Source organism: Rhizobium chutanense, from assembly GCF_002531935.1.
GTDB lineage: Bacteria > Pseudomonadota > Alphaproteobacteria > Rhizobiales > Rhizobiaceae > Rhizobium > Rhizobium chutanense.
Genome location: NZ_NWSV01000016.1, coordinates 80971 through 98410 on the forward strand (window position 1 = coordinate 80971; position 17440 = coordinate 98410).

At 61.7% G+C, this 17440-nt stretch carries 20 protein-coding genes; 8 read left to right on the forward strand and 12 right to left on the reverse strand.

What is annotated here, in order from left to right; translation table 11 throughout:
* Positions 1-142 precede the first annotated feature (142 nt).
* The 6 genes from CO666_RS21745 to coxB form a co-directional block, all read right to left on the reverse strand.
* Positions 143-1021, reverse strand: a complete 879-nt coding sequence (locus tag CO666_RS21745; RefSeq protein ID WP_097614264.1) for a cytochrome c oxidase subunit 3 — start codon at positions 1019-1021, stop codon at positions 143-145.
* 60 nt (positions 1022-1081) lie between these two features.
* Positions 1082-1690: a cytochrome c oxidase assembly protein gene (locus CO666_RS21750; protein ID WP_097614265.1), complete on the reverse strand. Its 609-nt coding sequence runs from the start codon at positions 1688-1690 to the stop codon at positions 1082-1084.
* Positions 1687-1824, reverse strand: coding sequence for a hypothetical protein (locus tag CO666_RS34220; RefSeq protein ID WP_089152703.1), 138 nt, complete (start codon positions 1822-1824; stop codon positions 1687-1689). The genes CO666_RS21750 and CO666_RS34220 overlap by 4 nt, the downstream gene beginning before the upstream one ends.
* Positions 1824-2774, reverse strand: coding sequence for a heme o synthase (locus CO666_RS21760; RefSeq protein WP_097614302.1), 951 nt, complete (start codon positions 2772-2774; stop codon positions 1824-1826). The genes CO666_RS34220 and CO666_RS21760 overlap by 1 nt, the downstream gene beginning before the upstream one ends.
* A gap of 66 nt (positions 2775-2840) precedes the next feature.
* A complete protein-coding gene (gene ctaD / locus CO666_RS21765; RefSeq protein ID WP_097614266.1) occupies positions 2841-4547 on the reverse strand; it encodes a cytochrome c oxidase subunit I in 1707 nt (568 codons plus the stop codon).
* Between the two features lie 18 nt (positions 4548-4565).
* Complete coding sequence (gene coxB / locus CO666_RS21770) at positions 4566-5450, reverse strand: cytochrome c oxidase subunit II (protein ID WP_097614267.1); 885 nt, start codon at positions 5448-5450, stop codon at positions 4566-4568.
* A gap of 317 nt (positions 5451-5767) precedes the next feature.
* Between coxB and CO666_RS21775 the strand changes: the two genes are divergently transcribed.
* The 3 genes from CO666_RS21775 to CO666_RS21785 all read left to right on the forward strand — a co-directional run bounded on the left by CO666_RS21775 (position 5768) and on the right by CO666_RS21785 (position 8716).
* On the forward strand, positions 5768-6433 hold the full coding sequence (locus CO666_RS21775) for an invasion associated locus B family protein (protein WP_179869741.1): 666 nt from the start codon (positions 5768-5770) through the stop codon (positions 6431-6433).
* A 364-nt stretch (positions 6434-6797) separates the two neighbouring features.
* Positions 6798-8213: a metalloprotease TldD gene (gene tldD / locus CO666_RS21780; RefSeq protein WP_097614269.1), complete on the forward strand. Its 1416-nt coding sequence runs from the start codon at positions 6798-6800 to the stop codon at positions 8211-8213.
* Positions 8214-8224: 11 nt separating this feature from the next.
* Positions 8225-8716 (forward strand): GNAT family N-acetyltransferase, encoded by a 492-nt coding sequence (locus tag CO666_RS21785; RefSeq protein ID WP_097614270.1) that lies wholly within the window; start codon positions 8225-8227, stop codon positions 8714-8716.
* A 114-nt stretch (positions 8717-8830) separates the two neighbouring features.
* Here CO666_RS21785 and CO666_RS21790 read toward each other — a convergent pair whose 3' ends face one another.
* The 3 genes from CO666_RS21790 to CO666_RS21800 all read right to left on the reverse strand — a co-directional run bounded on the left by CO666_RS21790 (position 8831) and on the right by CO666_RS21800 (position 11153).
* Entirely contained in the window at positions 8831-9313 is a 483-nt protein-coding gene (locus tag CO666_RS21790; protein WP_097614271.1) for a hypothetical protein, read from the reverse strand.
* A gap of 162 nt (positions 9314-9475) precedes the next feature.
* Positions 9476-9793, reverse strand: a complete 318-nt coding sequence (locus CO666_RS21795) for a nucleoside triphosphate pyrophosphohydrolase family protein (protein ID WP_097614272.1) — start codon at positions 9791-9793, stop codon at positions 9476-9478.
* Positions 9794-9869: 76 nt separating this feature from the next.
* Entirely contained in the window at positions 9870-11153 is a 1284-nt protein-coding gene (locus tag CO666_RS21800) for a serine hydrolase (protein ID WP_097614273.1), read from the reverse strand.
* A gap of 334 nt (positions 11154-11487) precedes the next feature.
* Between CO666_RS21800 and CO666_RS21805 the strand changes: the two genes are divergently transcribed.
* Positions 11488-12525: a polysaccharide deacetylase family protein gene (locus CO666_RS21805; protein WP_097614274.1), complete on the forward strand. Its 1038-nt coding sequence runs from the start codon at positions 11488-11490 to the stop codon at positions 12523-12525.
* Between the two features lie 5 nt (positions 12526-12530).
* Here CO666_RS21805 and pdxH read toward each other — a convergent pair whose 3' ends face one another.
* Complete coding sequence (gene pdxH, locus CO666_RS21810; RefSeq protein WP_097614275.1) at positions 12531-13151, reverse strand: pyridoxamine 5'-phosphate oxidase; 621 nt, start codon at positions 13149-13151, stop codon at positions 12531-12533.
* 65 nt (positions 13152-13216) lie between these two features.
* Here pdxH and CO666_RS21815 point away from each other — a divergent pair, with 65 nt between their 5' ends.
* The 4 genes from CO666_RS21815 (at position 13217) to CO666_RS21830 (ending at position 16749) form a co-directional block, all read left to right on the forward strand.
* Positions 13217-13675, forward strand: coding sequence for an RT0821/Lpp0805 family surface protein (locus CO666_RS21815; protein WP_085736446.1), 459 nt, complete (start codon positions 13217-13219; stop codon positions 13673-13675).
* 318 nt (positions 13676-13993) lie between these two features.
* Positions 13994-15196: a J domain-containing protein gene (locus CO666_RS21820; RefSeq protein WP_097614276.1), complete on the forward strand. Its 1203-nt coding sequence runs from the start codon at positions 13994-13996 to the stop codon at positions 15194-15196.
* 122 nt (positions 15197-15318) lie between these two features.
* Positions 15319-16137 (forward strand): enoyl-ACP reductase FabI, encoded by an 819-nt coding sequence (gene fabI / locus CO666_RS21825; protein WP_049736024.1) that lies wholly within the window; start codon positions 15319-15321, stop codon positions 16135-16137.
* 21 nt (positions 16138-16158) lie between these two features.
* Positions 16159-16749 (forward strand): histidine phosphatase family protein, encoded by a 591-nt coding sequence (locus tag CO666_RS21830; RefSeq protein ID WP_097614277.1) that lies wholly within the window; start codon positions 16159-16161, stop codon positions 16747-16749.
* Between the two features lie 19 nt (positions 16750-16768).
* Here the strand turns inward: CO666_RS21830 and CO666_RS21835 are convergent, their stop codons facing one another.
* On the reverse strand, positions 16769-17008 hold the full coding sequence (locus CO666_RS21835; protein ID WP_097614278.1) for a DUF1902 domain-containing protein: 240 nt from the start codon (positions 17006-17008) through the stop codon (positions 16769-16771).
* 22 nt (positions 17009-17030) lie between these two features.
* Positions 17031-17291, reverse strand: a complete 261-nt coding sequence (locus CO666_RS21840; protein WP_003569889.1) for a DUF1344 domain-containing protein — start codon at positions 17289-17291, stop codon at positions 17031-17033.
* Between the last annotated feature and the right edge of the window lie 149 nt (positions 17292-17440).

A 17440-nucleotide genomic window follows, 5' to 3' on the forward strand; every position in this document is an offset into this window, starting at 1 on the left:
GAGGACATATGCGGCAACCTCTCGGTTCCTCGCCCGCTCTTGCATGGCACGCCCTCTGGCCTCCGGAAAGGTCGGGCTGTCGTGGATCCCACCAACAAAAAAGGCGGGCACCAGGCCCGCCTTTTCTCAAATCTCGTTCCGGTCAGCCTGCGGCCAGCGGAGCGCCCCAGCCGCCCCAGACGTAGATGCAGAAGAACAGGAACAGCCAGACGACGTCGACGAAGTGCCAGTACCAGGCGGCCGCCTCGAAGCCGAAATGCTGCTTCGGGGTGAAGTCGCCGCGCAGCGCGCGCAGCAGGCAGACCAGCAGGAAGATCGTGCCGACCAGGACGTGGAAACCGTGGAAACCGGTCGCCATGAAGAAGGTCGCGCCGTAGATCGAATTCTTGAAGGCGAAGGGTGCGTGGGCATATTCGTAGGCCTGCACCGAAGAGAACAGGATGCCGAGCAGCACCGTCAGAACCAGGCCCTGGATCAGGCCCTTGCGGTCGTTGTGCAGCAGTGCATGGTGCGCCCAGGTGACCGTCGTGCCGGACAAGAGCAGGATGACGGTGTTGTAGATCGGCAGGTGCCAGGGATCGAGAACCTCGATGCCCTTCGGCGGCCAGGTGCCGCCGGTGTAAAGCAGGCGCGAGGCCTGGATCGCTTCGTTCGGATAGAGGCTGGCGTCGAAATAGGCCCAGAACCAGGCAACGAAGAACATCACTTCCGAAGCGATGAACATGATCATGCCGTAGCGCAGGTGCAGCGAGACGACGCGGGTGTGGGCGCCCTCATGGGCTTCCTTCACCGTATCGGCCCACCAGCCGTACATGACGTAGAGAACCAGGGCGAAGCCGATGTAGAAGAGCCAGGGATTGGCAAGTTCGGCGCCGGCGAGCTTGAAGGAGCCGCCGCTCAGATAGCGCATGTAGCAGACGCCACCGATCGCCATGATGAAGGCGCCGAGCGAGGCGAGTATCGGCCACGGGCTCGGATCGATGATGTGATAGTCGTGATTCTTCTGATGAGCATCGGCCATGTAGCTATCCCCGGTGTCTTCCTTCACTCCGCTCCCGGCATAGCCGGAAACGAGCCTTGATCAAAGTTTCTTTTCAATCTTCACCGCTCCACCCTCATTCGAAGCCACAGGCTTCGGACCCTCTTTCGGGTAGAACGTATATGACAGCGTGACCGTATGAATGTTCTTGGATTCCACCGCCTTGACGATTTCAGGGTCGATGTAGAACACCACCGGCATGTCGAGCTTTTCGCCCGGCTTCAGGTCCGTTTCCGTAAAGCAGAAACATTGCACCTTGTTGAAATAGACGCCCGCTTCGCCCGGCGTGACGTTGAACACCGCCTGGCCGCGCTGGGTCTCGTTCGAACGATTCTCGGCGGTGAAATTCACCTGGATGGTTTCGCCGATCTTCGGATTCACCTCGCGCTCGACCGGCTTGAAGTCCCATTGCAGGCCGGGCGCGACATTGGCGTCGAAGGTGACGCGCATCGTGCGGTCGAGCACGACGCTCGACATCTGGTCGACGCGCTGCGTCGTGCCGTTGTAACCGGTCACCTGGCAGAAGATGCGGTAGAGCGGCACTGCGGCGTAGCTCATCGCGCCCATGCCGAAGACAAAGCTCAGGCACATTATGACGACGGCACCGTTGTTGCGGCCCTGTTTCTTCGGCGCGGCGGCGTTGTCGCTCATCCCATTCCTCCGCCGATCCTCACGATGGCCATCGCGTAGAACAAGACGACGAGGCCGGCCAGCACCAGCCCGAGGGCGATGTTGCGGTTGCGGCGCGCCTTCATCTGCTTTTCGGTAAGCTTGACAAACTCCATCAGAACCACCCTCCCGCATGCGAAGCCAGCACCGAGACCAGCCGGTCGATCATCAAGGCGGAGAACACGGCGAAGAGATAGAAGATCGAAAAGGCGAACAGCTTCTTGGCCGGGATCATCTTCAGATCGCCGTCGGGCATGCGCCAGACGGCGATGGAACAGATGATGAAGATCGCGCCGAGGGCGGTGGCCACCAGGCCATAACCGAAGCTCGCAAACCCGAGGAAGGACGGCAGGACAGCGCAGACGGCGGTCAGCACCGCATAGGCGACGATCTGATGTTTGGTCACCCGCTCGCCGGCGACATTCGGCAGCATCGGCACGCCGACGGCCTCGTAGTCGCGCATCTTGAAGAGAGCCAGCGCCCAGAAATGCGCCGGCGTCCACAGGAAGATGATCAGGAAAAGAACGGTGCTCTCGATCGTCACGCTGTTGGTCACGCAGGCCCAGCCGATCATCGGCGGGAAGGCGCCGGCAGCACCGCCGATGACGATGTTCTGCGGCGTCGAGCGCTTCAGCCACATGGTGTAGACGACGGCATAGAAGAAGATGGTGAAGGCGAGGATGCCGGCCGAGAGCCAGTTGACGGCAAGGCCGAGGATGACGACCGAAAAGCCCGACAGCACCAGGCCGAAGGCCAGCGCCTCGGAGGGTGCGACGCGGCCGGCCGGAATCGGACGGTTGGCGGTGCGGCTCATGACGGCGTCGATATCGGCATCGTACCACATATTCAGCGCGCCAGAGGCGCCGGCGCCGACGGCGATACAGAGGATGGCGATCAGGCCGAGGACGGGATGGATGTGGCCCGGCGCCAGCACGAGGCCGGCAAAGGCGGTGAAGACCACGAGCGACATCACCCGCGGCTTCAGCAATTCGAAATAATCGCGTGCACTCGCTTCCGACAATTCGCCGTCCTTTGCAAGCACCTCGTGATTGTCGATAACCGTCATCATTCCGTCCTGAATGTCAGAATATCGGGACGCCGTATCGAATGCGGCGTCCCGATACCCGCGCAATTACTTGATGCGCGGAAGCTGTTCCCACTGGTGATAGGGCGGCGGCGAAGGCAGCTGCCATTCGAGCGTCGTTGCACCCTCACCCCACGGATTGTCGCCGGCGACGCGCTTCTTGGCGAAGGCTTCGAAGACGCCGAAGAGGAAGATCAGCACACCGAAGGCCGAGATGTAGGAGCCGATCGAGGAAACATAGTTCCAGCCGGCAAAGGCATCCGGATAATCGATGTAGCGGCGCGGCATGCCGGCGAGACCGAGGAAGTGCTGCGGGAAGAACACCAGGTTGACGCCGATGAACATGACCCAGAAATGCAGCTTGCCGACAAACTCGTTGTACATGTAGCCGGTCATCTTCGGGAACCAGTAGTACCAGCCGGCGAAGATCGCGAAGACGGCGCCGAGCGACAGAACGTAGTGGAAGTGGGCCACGACGTAATAGGTGTCATGCAGCGAGCGGTCGAGACCGGCATTGGCGAGCTGGACGCCGGTGACGCCGCCGACCGTGAACAGGAAGATGAAGCCGATCGCCCAGAGCATCGGCGTGCGGAACGAGATCGAGCCGCCCCACATCGTCGCAATCCAGGAGAAGATCTTCACACCCGTCGGCACGGCGATGACCATCGTCGCGAAGACGAAGTAGCGCTGTGCATCGAGCGACAGGCCGACCGTGTACATGTGGTGAGCCCAGACGACGAAGCCGACGGCGCCGATCGCGACCATGGCGTAGGCCATGCCGAGATAACCGAAGATCGGCTTCTTGGAGAAGGTCGAGATGATGTGGCTGATCATGCCGAAGCCCGGCAGGATAAGGATGTAGACCTCAGGGTGACCGAAGAACCAGAACAGGTGCTGGTAGAGGATCGGGTCGCCGCCGCCTTCCGGAGAGAAGAAGGAGGTGCCGAAGTTACGGTCGGTCAGCAGCATGGTGATGCCGCCTGCCAGAACCGGCAGCGACAGCAGGAGCAGGAAGGCGGTGATCAGCACCGACCAGGCAAACAGCGGCATCTTGTGCAGCGTCATGCCGGGCGCGCGCATGTTGAGGATCGTGGTGATGAAGTTGATCGCACCGAGGATCGACGAGGCGCCGGCAATGTGGAGCGCAAAGATCGCCAGGTCGACCGCCGGTCCGGGCGTGCCGCTGGTCGCCAGCGGCGGATACATCGTCCAGCCGCCGCCCGCGCCGTAAGCGCCTGCCGGGCCTTCGACGAACATCGACAGCAAGAGCAGCGCAAAGGCCGGAACGATCAGCCAGAAGGAGATGTTGTTCAGGCGCGGGAAGGCCATGTCGGGCGCGCCGATCATGATCGGCACCATCCAGTTGGCAAAGCCACCGATCATCGCCGGCATGACCATGAAGAAGATCATGATCAGCGCGTGCGCCGTGGTGAACATGTTGAACATCTGCTTGGCGCCGTCGATCGCCGCATCGCCCTCATAGCCGTAGACCATCGAGGCCAGGCCGTGGAAGATCTGGATGCCAGGCTCCTGCAGTTCCATGCGCATGGCAACCGACAGCGCGCCGCCGATGATGCCGGCGATGATCGCGAAGATCAGATAGAGCGTGCCGATGTCCTTGTGGTTCGTCGAGAACAGCCAGCGATTGACGAAGCTCGGCTTGTGGCCGTGATCGTGGTGATCGTGATCGTCATGCGCGTGGTCGTGATGCGCGTGACCGTGAGAATGATCGTCGTGAGCGGAAGGTCCAGCCATTGTCCCGATCCCCTTTAATTACTGTGCTTCGGCAACATCGACGGTCTTTGCGGGACCATCGGTTGCAGCCATGAGTGTCTTGTAAGCGCCGGGCAGGTCGCTGGCGGCCGTGGTCAGCCACTGCTTGTACTTGTCCTCGGAGACGACGCGGATGGCGATCGGCATGAACGCATGGTCCTTGCCGCAGAGCTCGGAACACTGGCCGTAGAACAGGCCTTCGCGCTCGGCCCTGAACCAGGTTTCGTTCAGGCGGCCCGGCACGGCGTCGATCTTGACGCCGAAGGACGGCATGGCGAAAGCGTGGATGACATCGGTCGGCGCAGAGGTCACGAGAACGCGGACCGTCTTGTTGACAGGCAGGACCAGCTCGTTGTCGACGGCCAGGAGCCGGGGATAGATCGACTTGTCTTCCTTGCCGGCGGCGGCGCGATCCTGATCCTTCAGGAGGTAGGAATCGAAAGCCAGCGGGCTGTCGCCCGAACCTTCATATTCGTAATTCCACTGCCACTGGGTGGCGGTCGCCTTGATCGTCACGTCGGGATTTTCGGGCAGCGTCAGCTGCGCCGTCAGCAGGTTGAACGAGGGAATGGCGAGAAGAAGCAGCACCAGGACCGGCCCCACGGTCCAGGCAATCTCGATCAGCGTGTTGTGGCTCGTCTTCGAGGGAACCGGGTTGGCGCCGGCGCGGAACTTGACGCAGACGGCGATCAGCAGGACCAGAACGAAGAGCGTGATCGGAACGATAAACCACAGGGTATATTGTTCGAACCAGTGGATCTCCCGCATGATCGGCGTTGCCGCCGGCTGCAGCGTCGCCTGCCACGGCATTGGCTGGTCGGCATATGTGCCGGAAGCAAAAAGCAGACAGACCAGCGTGGTCAGGGCTGCATAAGCCTTCTTCATCACCTTATTATCTCCCTCGAGCGCTTGACCTGCAAAAATAGAGCGCAGAATCCTTGCCATCTTCTGCGCTTCAAACCACAGTTTGGCATTTGCCGCAACAGGTCAGAGCAATTGTCTATGCGGCATTTTTGCTGAAAGCATAGGCAGGCCGGAACGGCAAAACATCCCAAGTTTTTCATCAGCATATGAAAAATCGGCTTTCCGGCCAATCCGCGCGCGACACATTATTTCGCAAAGGTCCAATTTCCGCCGCAGTCCCCCGGTTTTCACGGGGTGGGGCTTTTCATTTCTGCTGGGCAGCTTCAACAATAGCCGCAATGATTCGATATCCAGAGGTTTCCATGGGTTTCCGTTCCCTCGCGCAGTCGCTTCTCGTGACCGCCAGCATCGCGGCCGCAGCGGCGACGCCCGTTTTCGCACAGCAACCCACGCCATCGCCAGCCAAGCCCCCGGCTTCCACGCCGGCCCCTGCGCCCGCCCCCACCCCGGCCCAGCAGCCCCCGGCCGCCGCCCCGAATATCCAGGTGTCGCCCGGCCAGACCCAGCCGCAGGCGCCGGGCACGGTCAAATCCAATCACGGCGCTTGGTCTGTCGTCTGCGACAAGCCGGCCGGGGCGTCGGCCGAGCAATGCGCGCTGATGCAGAATGTCATCGCCGAGGATCGGCCGGAGGTCGGTCTTTCCGTCGTCGTGCTGAAGACTGCCGACCGCAAGTCGAAGATCCTGCGCGTACTGGCGCCGCTCGGCGTGCTTTTGCCGAACGGCCTCGGGCTCAATGTCGACGGCAAGGATATCGGCCGCGCCTATTTCGTCCGCTGCTTCGCCGACGGCTGCTATGCCGAGGTCGTGCTCGAGGACGAGTTGCTCAAGACCTTCCGCAGCGGCGCCCAGGCAACCTTCATCGTCTTCCAGACACCTGAGGAAGGCATCGGCATCCCTGTCGATCTCAAGGGTTTTGCCGAAGGTTTTGATGCGCTGCCGTGAGGGTGGCCGTCTGCCGTGGGTCCGCCCCTCATCCGGCTGCCGCCACCTTCTCCCCGCGCGCGGGGCGAAGGGACCAAGCCGCAAGCTCTCCGCTCCCTCCAACCTCTCGCAGGGCAAGTCCCCTCGCCCCGCGAGCGGGGAGAGGGTTAGGGTGAGGGGCAGCCACTTACTCGTCATTCCGAACAAATCAGCCGCCAAACTGACTATGTCAAAGGGTCTCGCAACCACGCAGAGCAAGACGGTGGAAACGCTTACATCTCCTTCGAAAAGAATAATTCGGCCGCAGGGCTTCACTCCCTATAAGGTAGAGCCCTATCTAGATGACGAAGCGCATTCCCGAACGCATGCCCATTGGAGCCAGACCATGACCACCGATCTCCTGACGCTTTTCGATGCCGATGAAGCGACGATGCGCAGGCATGTCGCCGAGGCGCTGTCCGGCGCCGATGACGGCGAGCTGTTCATCGAGCATGCGCAGGCCGAAGCGCTAAGCTTCGACAATGGCCGGCTGAAGGGCGGCAGCTTCAACACCGAACAGGGTTTCGGCCTGCGCGCCGTTGCCGGCGAAGCTGTCGGTTACGCCCATGCCGGCGATCTCTCGGTCGCGGCGCTGAAGCGGGCGGCCGATGCCGTCGGGGCGGTGACGCGCGGCTATTCCGGCTCCTATGCTGCGGCCCCCCAGGGCACAAACAAGAAATTCTACGGCGACCAGAACCCGATCGGCCAGCCGAGCTTCGAAGAGAAGGTCAAGGTGCTGCAGGATATCGACGCCTATCTCAGAGGCAAGAACGACAAGGTGCGGCAGGTGACGGCCTCGGTCGCCGCCAGCTGGCAGGTCGTCGATATCCTGCGCGCCGACGGACATCGTGTGCGCGACATCAGGCCGATGACGCGCATCAATATCTCGGTCATGGTCGGCGAAGGCGATCGGCAGGAGAGCGGCTCCTACGGCCACGGCGGGCGCATCGGCTTCGGCGATTTCATCGCCGAGGGCAGCTGGCAATATGGCGCCGACGAGGCGCTGCGCCAGGCGCTCGTCAATCTCGAGGCGATCGACGCGCCGGCGGGCACGATGGATGTCGTGCTCGGCTCCGGCTGGCCGGGCGTGATGCTGCATGAGGCGGTCGGCCACGGGCTGGAAGGCGATTTCAACCGCAAGAAGACGTCGGCCTTTTCAGGCCTTCTCGGCCAGATCGTCGCCGCGCCCGGTGTGACCGTCGTCGACGACGGCACGATCGACAACCGCCGCGGCTCGATCACCATCGACGACGAGGGCACGCCGTCCGGCTACAACGTGCTGATCGAGAACGGCAAGCTCGTCGGCTATATGCAGGATCGGCAGAACGCCCGGCTGATGGGCATGGCGCCTACCGGCAACGGCCGCCGCCAGGGTTATGCCCATGTGCCGATGCCGCGCATGACCAACACCTATATGCTCGGCGGCGACAAGACGCCCGAAGAAATCATCGCCTCGGTGAAGAAGGGCATCTACGCCGTCTCCTTCGGCGGCGGCCAGGTCGATATCACCTCCGGCAAATTCGTCTTCGGCTGCACCGAGGCCTATCTGATCGAGAACGGCAAGGTCGGCGCGCCGATCAAGGGTGCGATGCTGATCGGCAACGGCCCGGATGCGATGAAGCGGGTATCGATGATCGGCAACGACATGAAGCTCGACACCGGCATCGGCAATTGCGGCAAAGCCGGCCAATGGGTTCCGGTCGGCGTCGGCCAGCCGCATCTGCGCATGGATCAGATCACCGTCGGCGGCACGCAGACCTGAGGGGGGAACCGATGGCGGAGATCGAAATCAGACCCTTCGCATCAGATGACGCCGATGCCGTGCTATCGGTGATCCTGCCGATCCAGCGCGAGGAATTCGGCATCGACATCACCGCCGATGCGCAGCCGGACCTCCGGGTCATCCCGGATTTCTATCAGTCCGGCAAAGGTGAGTTCTGGGTCGCCGTCAAGGACGGCGCCATCGTCGGCACGGTCGGGCTGAAGGATATCGGCAACAACCAGGCGGCGCTGCGCAAGATGTTCGTCTCAGCCGCGGTTCGCGGCCGCGAGCACGGCGTGGCAGCGTTGCTCCTCGATCGCCTCATCGCCCATGCCAGGGATGCCGGCCTCACCGATATCTTCCTCGGCACGACAGACAAGTTCATCGCCGCCCATCGCTTCTACGAGAAGAACGGCTTTAGCGAGATCGCCAAGAGCGCCCTGCCCCGCGCCTTCCCGCTGATGGCGGTGGACAGCAAGTTTTATCGCTATAAGGTCGGCTGACTCGATTTCGGGAAGGTGAAGGCGCAGCCGGATTTTCCGAAGACGGACGGCCCGGCTAAACTGGGTCCGCTCGCGGCGCATCACCAAAGGGATCTGCAACGGCAAGCGTCGAGATTACCCCGCACATGTGTTGATCCCGTCGCGAACGATCAACGCCCACTTTGGCCCAAGCCTTTCGCGAGCGGAAAGCGCCCTTTCACTTCCTGGCTCGCCCTCTTTGAACATCCTGACCGCGAGATCCTGATTATGCCCGCCCGCCACGAAAGTGGGGCCAGGATTGTAAACGGTGTTGCCGCTGTAGTAGCCGGTGTTCCCGTAGACAGTCGCCGTGCCCGTTGTCGTGTATGATCCGGGCATCTGCACGACACGGGTGGTATCCGTGCCTGCTTGTCCTAGAATAATATATCGATCATAGCCGGCCTTGATCGTCTCGATCGCGGCCTGCTTCTCAGCGACTTTCATCGCACCGATATCGCCGCATACTGGAGCGGCTTCGGTCTTGATGATGAGTTCGTTCTCCGAGGTGCGCATTGAACTGGATGCCGCACAGGAGGAGAGGAGTACAGCCATAAGCACGATGGCATTCTTGAATTTCATGTGATCCCCAGAAAGTCTTCCCAAGCTATGATTGGGTTTTGTTTTCGCAATAGAAGAAAGCTTAAAAGAAAACAGGCGTACCCCAGCTATATCCACAGAAAGCTTCGCGGCTGGATACCTATCACAGAACTCTTGCGACGGACTTGGTGTCCTCGTCCTGCATCAGCTCTTCGCCACCTCCGCTGGCCGAAACAGCCACTTACGTTCGATCGCGGCGGCGAGATCGAGATCGTTGTGGCGGGCAAACAGCAGAAGATGGCCGAGAACGTCGGCGGTCTCGTCGGCCAGGTCGCGCTTGATGTCTTCGGGAGAGCGGCCCTTCGCACGGCCGCGGCCTGTCAGCCGGTTCCATGCCTGGGTCAATTCACCCATTTCCTCCTGCAGCTTCAGCAGGAACCAGTCGGCATCGCGCTCGATGTTGTTGGCAGCGACATGAACGGAGGATGCGATTTCGAACTGGTCGGCAAGACGACGCAACATGAATGTTCTCCTTTTGTTTATGGAGGAGACGCTGATTCCCGTTGCTTGTCCAGAGTGAGAATGTGAGGCGTTGCGATCAGCTGTGGTCCGGCAGCAGCATGCAGTCATAGGAGCGCTGCTTCAGCGCATCGCAGGCCGAGACGGCGGCATCCTTGCTGGCGAAGCCGACGAAGCGGGCACGATAGATCTTGTTGGCGCCCTGCCCGACCGCTTCGGTATAGGGCGAGGCGGAAACCAGCGGCGCGCCGCCTTCAGACTTCGCCTGGGCGAGAAGTGCGCGCGCGGCATCGGCGCTCGGGGCGGCCGAGATCTGGATCTGCCAGTCGCCGTCGGTCTTTGCTGCAGACATTTTCGGCGCCTTGCCGGCATTCAGGATTTCGTCCATCGCGACCGGGCGGTCCAACGGCACGACCGCGTCATCGGCATAGGCCAGGCTCTTTGCCGCGAGATCGTCGGCCGGGCGCGGCGCGCTGAGCGGCACCGGAACATCGGAATCGTCGGCCGCCGACGCCACTTCGACAGGCTCCCTGCCGCCGACGCTCGCCACCAGCTTGGCGCTGCCGGAAGCGGAGGCGCGGCCGAGATAACGGTCGAGCAAACCAGCCATCTTGTCGTCGCGGCTGCGGGCGGTGCGGCCGCCGAGCACGACGCCGACGACGCGGCGGTTGCCGTCCCTGACGGCGCTGACGAGATTGAAGCCGGAAGCGTTGGTGTAGCCGGTCTTGATGCCGTCCATGCCCTGGTAGCGGTACATGAGATTGTTGTGGCCGCGCACGGTGCGGCCGCGGAAATTGAAGCTGGCCGCCGAAAACAGCCGGTATTCATTCGGATAATTCTTCATCAGCGCGACGGCGAGCGTCGACATATCTCGCGCCGTCGTCACCTGACGGCCGTCCGGCAGGCCCGATGCGTTGACGAAGACGGTGCGGCTCATGCCGAGCTGGCGGGCCTTGGCCGTCATCATCCGGGCAAAACCGCTTTCCGAGCCGCCGAGCGTCTCACCCATGGCGGAGGCCGCATCATTGGCGGATTTGATGATCATGCCATAGACCGCCTCGCGCACGGTGATCGTGCCGCCGGCCTTGACGCCAAGCTTGGTCGGCGGCCGCGCGGCGGCGTATTTCGACACCTTGATCGGGGTATCCCAGGCGATCTTGCCGCGTTTCAGCGCCTCGAAGGTGAGATAAAGCGTCATCATCTTGGTCAGCGAGGCCGGATGGTTCAGCGTATCGGCGTTTTCGGCGGCGAGAACCTTGCCGGTGCGGGCATCGAGGATCAGGGAAGCGCTGCCGGCAAGGGCTGCAAGAGGCGCCGAAACGGCAAGCGTTACGGTCAAAACAGCCGCCAAAAGCGTTCTCATGCATTATTCCCCTTGATGCCCTGGCCCTGGTTTCGCTGGCTCGATCGGCCGGCGCTTGTGCCGTAATGTGACAGAAGCGGCAAGTTTGGCGCGACTTTGAGGCAACGCCTATCATTTTTCCAGTCTTTTCATCGTCTTGGTTAACAGGAAATCAAAGACCCGTGCCGTTTCGGGATTCAGCAAGGCTTAAGTCCAGCTTGCTAGTTTCCGGGAAAGCTCGAGCGCTTCAGCTTTCATGGAAGCGGAGAATCGCTCTCGGTTTTCAATTGAACGCAATTCCGGGCGGAAAACCGCTTCACACTTTTCCTGGAATTGCTCTCGGGATAGACGCTTCATGACGGGACAATTCAAGCGATTGGGCAAGCGACTGGCGATCGGCGCCGGGCTCGAGCTTTCCTGGCTGCTTTCTTCGGCCGGGCTGATGCGGCAAGCGCGCGGACCGGGCGTCATCTTCACGCTGCATCATGTCCGTCCGCACATGCCTGAGGCTTTCGAGCCGAACGCGCATCTCGAAATCACGCCGCGTTTTCTCGATGCGGCGCTCGGGCGGCTCAGGCGGGAGGGCTATCGCTTCGTGCGGCTCGATCAGGTGCCGGCGCTGCTCGCCGCACCCGATGGCGGACCGCCATTTGCGGCCTTCACGCTCGACGACGGCTATATCAACAATCTCGAGCATGCGCTGCCGGTGTTCGAGCGGCACCGGGCGCCGTTCACGGTGTTTATCGCCAAGGGTTTTGCCGAGGGCTCGCACAGCATCTGGTGGGAGACGCTTGCCGTGCTCTTGCGCCGGAAACGCGAAATCCGCTTCGATTTCGGCCGCGGCAGCGAGCGCCTGGGGCTCGACAATCCGCAGCAGCAATGGCACGCCTTCGACCGCTTCGCTTGGTTTATCCACCGCTCCGACGAGGCCGGCGCCGTCGCCGCCATCGACAGGCTGGCGCGGGAAAACGGCATCGAGCCGACCGATCTCACCCGCCAACTGGTGATGTCGCCCGGTCAATTGCAACGGCTCGCCGGCCATCCGCTCGCAGCGCTTGGCGCCCATACGATCAGCCATCGCGCGCTCGCCCGGCTGCCGGAAGCCGAAGCGCGGATAGAGATGCAGGTTTCGGCCGATTACGTCGAGGCCGTGACCGGCATCCGTCCTCAGACGATCGCCTATCCCTACGGCACGCCGGAGGCTGCGACCGCCCGCGAGGCGAAGATCGCCCGCAATCTCGGCTTTACCGTCGCGGTCACCACCCAACCCGGGCTGCCGGCAGCGCGGCTGACCGGTTATCTCCCGCGCATTTCGCTCAACGGCTTCTACCAGAAGCGGCGCTATGTCTCGGCGCTCGCCTCCGGCATTCCGTTGAAGCTGATGGGCCGGTAGGCCCCTCAGGGATACATCCTGATCCTGTCCCATTTGCCTTCCGGTGACGGCCGGCGGAATTCGACCCGGTCATGCAGGCGGAAGTTCTGATCCTTCCAGAATTCGATCGAGGTCGGCCGAATGCGGAAGCCCGACCAGTAGGCGGGCCGCGGAATATCGCCGATGGCATAACGGGCGGTATATTCGGCCACGGCCTTCTCGAGCGCGAAACGGCTTTCAAGCGGGCGGGATTGTTTCGACGCCCAGGCGCCGATGCGGCTGCCGCGGGCCCGCGTCTTGAAATAGGCATCGGCTTCGGCGTCGGTGACGATCTCGACCGGGCCGCGCAGCCTCACCTGACGACGCAGGCTTTTCCAGTGGAAACACATCGCGGCTTTCTTCTGCCCCAAGATTTCACGACCTTTCTGGCTCTCGAAATTGGTGTAGAAGACGAATCCGTCATCGTCGAATCCCTTCAGGAGAACCATGCGGACATTGGGAAGCCCCTCATCATCGACCGTTGCCAGCGCCACGGCATTCGGGTCGTTGAGTTCGGAAGCCTCCGCTTCCTTCAGCCATTCGGCAAAGAGCTTGAAGGGTTCGCCACTTTCGGTAAAGTCACCGCTTGTTAACTCGTTTGCCGACATATTGGTTCAAATGCCCCGGATTATTCAAAACTCGCCCAGCTTTTGATAACTGGACAGGATGCAGGGTGGAAGTCATAGCAAAGTCATCTCGCCATACAAAGAGCCTGCAGCGCCGCAGCAGCGCCTTCTTCGTCATCGGCGTCGCCATGCTTTCGCTTTCCGGCTGCGTTTCGGGCGGCATGGATTTCCTGAGTGAAGCCAAGGTCGACCGCTCGGTTGCAACCGGCACCGTGCCGCAGACGCCGCCGAGCACCGACACGCTGTCCGACGAGATGACCGTGCGCAACGCGGTGACCTCGGCCGACGTGCAGAGGCTCGAGGGCCAGCCGCTTCCCTGGGCGAATGCATCGACCGGCAGCGCCGGCGTCATCGATACGATCGTCGAGAACAACGAATCAGGCCAGGTCTGCCGGCAGTTCCGCACCACCCGCCATTCCTATGTCGGCATCGCCAAATTCTACGGCAAGACCTGCCTCGTCGGCGGCGGCAACTGGCAGCTTTTAAGCTTTCAGCCGGAAAGTTAATTTCCGGCGGGAAAGTTAATTTCCGGCGGGAAAGTTAATTTCCGGCGGGAAGGCCGATCCGCCTGTCCCACAGGTTAACATCCGACCCCGTCCTGCAGAATGCTTAGCAAAGAGCTAACCATTCAGGGCAAAACACTCCGCATCTCTTCAAAGAAATAAGAAGTGATTAGCAACTCCGCCCGCACGATCGGTGTTGAGAGTGGCTCTGCCTGCCTTTCCGGCAGGTGGCGCCTCGCGGGTTGATTTTGGACTTTCGATATTGGACGGGGATGCGGGCAAGGCAATGGCTTCCCGCATCGCAACACCGGCGGTTTTGACATGCGCGATCCTTATAAAATTCTCGGCGTCAAGCGCGACGCGGCAGCCGACGAGATCAAGGCGGCTTGGCGCAATATGGCCAAATCAGCCCATCCCGATCACAATCAGGGCGACCCGACGGCGACGGCCCGGTTCGCCGAGATCGGCCGCGCCTATGAAACGCTGAAAGACCCGCGCAAACGCAGCCTGTTCGACAATGCCGTGCGGATGGCCGAAGCCAAGAAGCAGGAACAGACGATCATGCAGCAGCGCCAGGCCGCCCGCGAGGCTGCCGTGCGCGCCAAGGCGGCGCAGGCCAATGCCGAACGGGTGATGGAAGAGATTGCGCGCGCCGCCCAGAAGGCGGCAGCCGACAACTCCAGGCAACAGGCAGGATCGGCCGAGCCCGCCGACGAGATGGTCGAGCGTATTTTCGGCGCCCAGGCGCGCGCTGCTGGCGGCGGCCGGTCGCAGGGTCGCGCCCAGCAGGCGCAATACCAGCAGGCGCAGTCGCAGCAGACCCAAAACCAGCAGACACACACCGCCCAGAGCGAGGCCGGCAGGCGCGTGGATGGCGAGGCCGCCGAGACCGACGCCAAGAGCGACGAGGAGACCGGCGAGACCGTAGCCAATGCTGGCGCCAACCTGCCGCTGCCGCTCAGCATCCTGACCAATTTGGTGCGCCGGTTCACCGGCGCCAAGGATACGGGCATGGAAAAGGCGCCGGATGAGGTAACGACGGCGACGGTGACGATCGACGACGTGCTGAAGAGCGCCTGGATCACCGCGTCGCTGCCGGAGGGCCGCGAGATCGGCTTCGCCTTGCCGGCCGGCACGAGGGATGGTGACGAGATCAGGCTCAAGGGCCAGGGCTTCAAGCTGCCCGGCATGCAGCGGGGCGATGCCGTCATCGCCATTCGCATCGCGCCCGATCCGCGCTTCACGGTCGACGGTTTCGACCTGCACGCCGTGCTGCCGCTCAGCATCGAAAATGCCGTTCTCGGCACCGAGGCGCGCATCGAGGGACCGGGCGGGCCGCTCAACGTGACCATCCCCGCATGGTCGGGCTCGGACAAGACGATCAGAATCCCCGACCAGGGCCTGCCCCGTGACGAGGGCGGCAGAGGCGATCTCGTCGTCGAATTGCGCATTATCCTGTGGGAAAAACCCGACGACAAAGTCACCGATCTCATGCGGAGCATGCGCGAGGGCCTGTTCCTGTGAAATTTTTATGACATTCGCACCCTTTGTTACGATACCTAACAGTTGATGATCCAGGCCAAGCTTGAACCGATTAACGGCCTATGCCATAGGCAGGATCGATCAGAATTCCTAGGGAGCGAAATATGGCTCAAGCATCCGGCCTCATGGCAGGCAAACGCGGCGTCATCATGGGTGTCGCCAACAATCGCTCGATTGCGTGGGGTATTGCCAAGGCCATTCATGCGCAGGGCGGCGAAGTCGCGCTCACCTACCAGGGCGATGCGCTGAAGAAGCGCGTCGAGCCACTCGCCGCCGAAATCGGCGCGACGCTGGTCGGCCACTGTGACGTCGCCGACGAAGCCACCATCGACGAGGTTTTCGCCAATGTCGAAAAGCTGTGGGGCAAGATTGATTTCCTCGTGCATGCAATCGGCTTTTCCGACAAGGACGAGCTGACCGGCCGCTATGTCGACACCTCGGCCGACAATTTCGCCAAGACGATGCAGATCTCCGTCTATTCCTTCACCTCGGTCGCACGCCGCGCCGAGAAGCTGATGACGGATGGCGGCGCCATGCTGACGCTGACCTATTACGGCGCCGAAAAGGTAATGCCGAACTATAACGTCATGGGTGTCGCCAAGGCCGCGCTCGAGGCAAGCGTCAAATATCTGGCCGTCGACCTCGGACCGCAGAACATCCGCGTCAACGCCGTCTCGGCCGGCCCGATCAAGACGCTCGCCGCCTCCGGCATCGGCGATTTCCGCTACATTCTGAAGTGGAACGAATATAACGCGCCGCTGCGCCGCACCGTCACCATCGAGGAAGTCGGCGATGTCGGCCTCTATCTGCTGTCGGATCTGTCGCGCTCCGTCACCGGCGAAGTGCACCATGCCGACAGCGGCTATCATGTCATCGGCATGAAGGCGGTCGACGCCCCCGACATTTCGGTCGTCAAGGACTGAAGCATTCCCGGAGCCTAGACCGTGCTTATCTACGTGATCAGACACGGCCAGACCGACTGGAATGCCGAGCGCCGCCTGCAGGGCCAGAAGGACATTCCGATGAATGCCACCGGCCTGGAACAGGCCCGTCAGAACGGGCTGGCGCTTGGCGAAATTCTCGGTGACACGGTCGATGCATTCGATTTCGTCGCAAGCCCGCTCCAGCGCACGCGCGCGACGATGGAAATCGTCCGCACCGCCATGGGCCTGCCGCCGCTTGCCTATCGCACCGATCCCAGACTGGTGGAGATTTCTTTCGGCGACTGGGAGGGCTCGACGCTGAAGGAACTGAAGGCGACGCAGCGCGAGCGGGTGGCCGAGCGCAACGCCTCGAAATGGGATTTCATCCCGCCCGGCGACGACGCGGAAAGCTACGAAATCCTCTCCTGGCGCACCGGCTCATGGCTGCAATCGGTCGATCGCCCGACGGTCTGCGTCACCCATGGCGGCGTCATCCGCACGCTGTTCCAGACGATTTCAGACCTGCCAAAGAGCAGCGCCGCGGAAGGCGCAATCCCACAGGACCGGATCGCCAGGATCGACACCGCTGAGCGGACGATCGTCTGGCTGTAGGCATCGCCAGCCCGTTCAGTTAGGTCGGATTGGGGATGCGAACGAGCTGTTCGGCCATGATGTGAATCGGGATTTCCGGCAGACTTGAAGTGAAGCCATTCAGCTCGAAAAGGTCTGATATAACAGCGACAACTTTGGGCTTGAGGGCTTCGAAAGTGTCGGCCTCGATGGCCAGCCCTTCGATATCCTTGCTGCTGGCAACCCAAACACCAGCCTCTTCATCCCAATCCGCGCGCACTACGATCGAGGCGTGCTTCATACGATTGTTCTCCAGAAACCGCCTACTTGACGATATCGAGATCGTTGATGACGCGTTTGCCGTCGACCTCGGTATAGAAGACGATCACCTTCACGCCGGCTTCGAGGCCGTCGAAATTGAATTCCTCGGGCGCCTGATAGGTTTTGCCGTCATCGAGCGTCAGCACGAGATTTGCTGTGTCGACCTTCTTGATGGTCGCCTCGACATCGGCGCTCTCGGCAAAACCGCTCATCGGCGACAGGAAACTTGCTGTGGCCAGAAGCGTGGCGACGACGAAACGCATGGCGACAATCCTTTTGAAACGCTGCACGAGAAGCTGCACGAAAAAATGACTGGCCACAGATAGCCTCCTGAATATGGCGAAAATTGCCCGGAAGAATGGCTTTTCCCGCCCAATTGATGAATAGGATTTTAAATATAATCAAGATGCCG